The sequence below is a fragment of the Methylorubrum zatmanii genome (assembly GCF_014845115.1).
In the GTDB taxonomy this organism is placed as follows: domain Bacteria; phylum Pseudomonadota; class Alphaproteobacteria; order Rhizobiales; family Beijerinckiaceae; genus Methylobacterium; species Methylobacterium zatmanii.
Window position 1 is genome coordinate 1 of the sequence record NZ_NKUI01000173.1, and the last position, 3253, is coordinate 3253.

The 3253-nt window shown below is 71.0% G+C and carries 5 protein-coding genes; 3 read left to right on the forward strand and 2 right to left on the reverse strand.

Features of this window, described 5'->3' with window-relative positions:
- Nucleotides 1-115 precede the first annotated feature (115 nt).
- Together metC and MZTS_RS19335 are read right to left on the reverse strand one after the other, a co-directional pair.
- Nucleotides 116-1303, reverse strand: coding sequence for a cystathionine beta-lyase (gene metC / locus MZTS_RS19330; protein ID WP_192285065.1), 1188 nt, complete (start codon nucleotides 1301-1303; stop codon nucleotides 116-118).
- A 78-nt stretch (nucleotides 1304-1381) separates the two neighbouring features.
- The gene (locus MZTS_RS19335) at nucleotides 1382-1546 is read right to left on the reverse strand and encodes a ribosome modulation factor (RefSeq protein WP_009864515.1); all 165 of its coding nucleotides are present in this window, start codon (nucleotides 1544-1546) and stop codon (nucleotides 1382-1384) included.
- Nucleotides 1547-1695: 149 nt separating this feature from the next.
- Between MZTS_RS19335 and MZTS_RS19340 the strand changes: the two genes are divergently transcribed.
- From MZTS_RS19340 to MZTS_RS19350, 3 genes are all read left to right on the forward strand, one after another.
- Nucleotides 1696-1989, forward strand: a complete 294-nt coding sequence (locus tag MZTS_RS19340) for a hypothetical protein (protein WP_192285066.1) — start codon at nucleotides 1696-1698, stop codon at nucleotides 1987-1989.
- A 56-nt stretch (nucleotides 1990-2045) separates the two neighbouring features.
- Complete coding sequence (gene rarD, locus MZTS_RS19345) at nucleotides 2046-2900, forward strand: EamA family transporter RarD (protein ID WP_192285067.1); 855 nt, start codon at nucleotides 2046-2048, stop codon at nucleotides 2898-2900.
- 79 nt (nucleotides 2901-2979) lie between these two features.
- On the forward strand, nucleotides 2980-3253 hold a 274-nt coding region (locus MZTS_RS19350), incomplete at its 3' end, for a P1 family peptidase (RefSeq protein ID WP_192285068.1).

Here is a 3253-nt window from a genome sequence, read left to right on the forward strand (position 1 = left end):
GCGGTTTCCGGTCGATCGCGTCCGGGCCGGGGCGGCCCCTCCTCTGTCGGCCCGGACGCGATCGACCGGAAACCGCGTGAGCCCCGCCGCCTGAAGCGCGACCGGGCCCCGCGCCCTAGGCGACGGCCCGCATCCGCGCGAAGCCGGCCTCCAGATCCGCCTTCAGATCCTCCGGATCCTCCAGCCCGATATGGAAGCGGAGGGCGGGCCCCTCCGCTTGCCAGCGGGTGGCGGTGCGGTAGACGGTCGGGTCGAAGGGGATGACGAGGCTCTCGAAGCCGCCCCAGGAGAAGCCCATCCCGAACAATTCCAGCCCGTCGAGGAAGGCGGCCAAAGCCTCCTCCGAGACCGGCTTGAGGATCAGCCCGAACAGGCCGGAGGCGCCGGAGAAGTCGCGCTTCCAGATCGCGTGGCCGGGATCGGTGGGCAGGCCCGGATGCAGCACCCGCGCCACCTCCGGGCGGGATTGGAACCACTCGGCCATGGCGAGGCCGCGCTGGCCGTGCTCGCGCAGGCGCAGGCCCATGGTGCGCAGGCCCCGCAATCCCAGGAAGATGTCCTCGGGCCCGGCGCAGGGGGCGAAATGCTCGTAGGTGCGCTTGAGCGCCGGATAATGCTCGGCATTGGCCGAGACGAGGCCGAGCAGAAGGTCGGAGCCGCCGCTGAGATATTTGGTGCCGGCCTCCACCGCGAGGTCGACGCCGCGCTCGTGCGGCGGGAACAGCAGCGGCGTCGCCCAGGTGTTGTCCATCACCACCGTGCCGCCGCGGGCATGCATCGCCTCGGCGATGGCTGGCACGTCCTGCATCTCGAAGGTCTGCGAGCCCGGCGCTTCCACGAGCACCGCCTTCGTGTTGTCCCGCATCAGCCCGGCGATCCCGGCCCCGATCACGGGATCGAAATAGTCGACCTCCACCCCGTACCGTTTGAGCACCCCGTCGCAGAAGATGCGGGTCGGGCGATAGGCGGAATCGGTCACGAGCAGATGGTCGCCCGCGCTCACGCAGGTCATCAGCGCCAGGGTCAGCGCGGAGAGGCCGGAGGGGGTGAGCACGGTGCCGGCCGCGCCCGCGATCTCGCTCCAGGCCTCGCACAGGGCGTCCATCGTCGGCGTGCCGGAGGTGCCGTAATTGTAGCGCCCGCGCCGATGCTTGATGTCGTCGTAGGTGGGGTAGAGCACCGTCGAGCCGCGATAGATCGGCGTGTTGACGAAGCCGTGCTGGGCGCCTGGGTCGCGCCCGGCGAGGACGAGGCGGGTATCGGCGCCGAAGCGGCCGCGGTCGCGGGGAGGAGACTTGGACATCGGCCTCGGAGGGGAGAGCGGGCGTGATCTGCGAGGCCCTTTCAGCCCTCCGGGGGCTTGAGCGTCAAGCGCTGCGTGTCACCCGTTCGGGTCGTCGGCCGCCGCCTCCTCGTAGGCCTGGAGCCATGCCTCCCGATCCTGCGAGCCTTCGGGATAGGGGCATTCCGCGATGCTCTTGCCGTAGAGCCGGGCGTTGCGGCCCTGGATGAAGGGGCTGTCGCTCGCCGTCGCCTGCTCGTTCATGGCGCACTCCTGTGCCGGGTGTCCTGATGTGGGCCGGTCCGCTGCGGGGCCGGCCGCCCGGTTCGTTAACGAGGCCGCGCGCATCCTGTTTCCGGGGCCGCCCGTCACGGTCCCGCGTATCCGCGTCGCTGTTCCCCGAGTTCGCCATCGTGAGCATTCTGCGCGTCATCGCCTTCGGGACCGTCACGGGGCTGGGCACCCTGACGGTGGCCCTCGTGAGCGCCGACCGCCTGATGCATCCGGCCGTTGCCGCCGCTTCCGCCCCGACCATCGCCCGCGTCAAGGCGCCGGTCCTGCCCGATCCCGTCACCACCGGCACGGTGACGCAGGGCCCGGCGGCCCCGGATTCGTCGAAGGGCCGCATGCTCACCGGCTTCGATACCGAGCGCCTCAACGCCCTGATGCGCGGCGAGACATTCCCGGCCCCCGCCCGCAAGCGCTGACCGCGGGCTCGGTAAAGGCTACAAGCGGCACCCTTGCCACAGCCGGCCGTGTCGCCTTGGGCCTGATCTCCGCACTCGCCGCCTATCTCAGCTGGGGCCTCGTAGTCCCGGTGCATTTCCGGCTGCTCGCCGGCATCCCCGCCGAGACCATCCTGGCGCAGCGCATCGTCTGGTCGGCCCTGCTCGTCACCGGGCTGATCGCGCTCCTGCGCCGACGGCTCGCCAATCCCTTTCCCCTGCGGCCGCGCCACGCCTGGCTCGTGGTCTCGGCCGGCTTGATCGGGTTCAACTGGCTGCTCTACCTCGTGGCGGTGGTGAGCGGGCACATGCTCGATGCGAGTCTCGGCTACTTCATCAACCCCCTGGTCTCGGTGGCGCTCGGCGCCCTCGTGCTGGGTGAGCGCCTGCGCCCGCTCCAGGGCGTCGCCGTCGCCATCGTCGTCCTCGGCGTGGCGATCGCGCTGATGATGGCGGGGCGGCTGCCCCTGCTGTCGCTGGGGCTCGCGGTCAGTTTCGCGTTCTACGGGCTGATCAGGAAGCTCGTCGGCGTCGACGCCACGGTCGGCTTCTGCGCGGAGACCTTCCTGCTGCTGCCCGCCGCGCTCGCCTATCTGCTGCTGGCCGCGCCGCCGGTCCCGAGCGACGCCCGAACCTGGGCACTCCTCGCGCTCACGGGCGTCACCACGGCCTTGCCGCTGATCTGGTTCGCCGCCGCGGCCACCCGGCTCAGCCTCGCGACCCTCGGGTTGATGCAGTACATCGCGCCCACCTGCCTGATGCTGCTCAGCACCCTCCTCTACGGCGAGACCCTGGCGCCGGACCGGATCGTGCTGTTCGCGCTGATCTGGCTGGCGCTGGTGCTCTACGCCTACGATGCGATTCGCCACGAGCGCAGACGGCGCGCCACCTGACAGCATCGTCCCGAAAGGCGGTCTGCGGCTTTCGGGACGATGCGGAAACACGGATCTAGGACCTCGTCGGAGAGACGCGATGACCCGGTTCAACCGCATTACCGACATCCCCGGGATCCGCGTCGGCCATGCGGAGGATGCGCGGATCGCCAGCGGCGTCACCGCCCTGATCTTCGAGCGGCCCTTCGCCTGCGCCGTCGATGTGCGCGGCGGCGGCCCCGGCACCCGCGAGACCGACCTGCTCGATCCGGCCTCCACGGTGCAGGCGGTCGATGCCCTCTTCCTGTCGGGCGGCTCGGCCTTCGGGCTCGATGCCGGGGCGGGCGTGGTCGCCGCCCTGCGCGAGGCCGGGC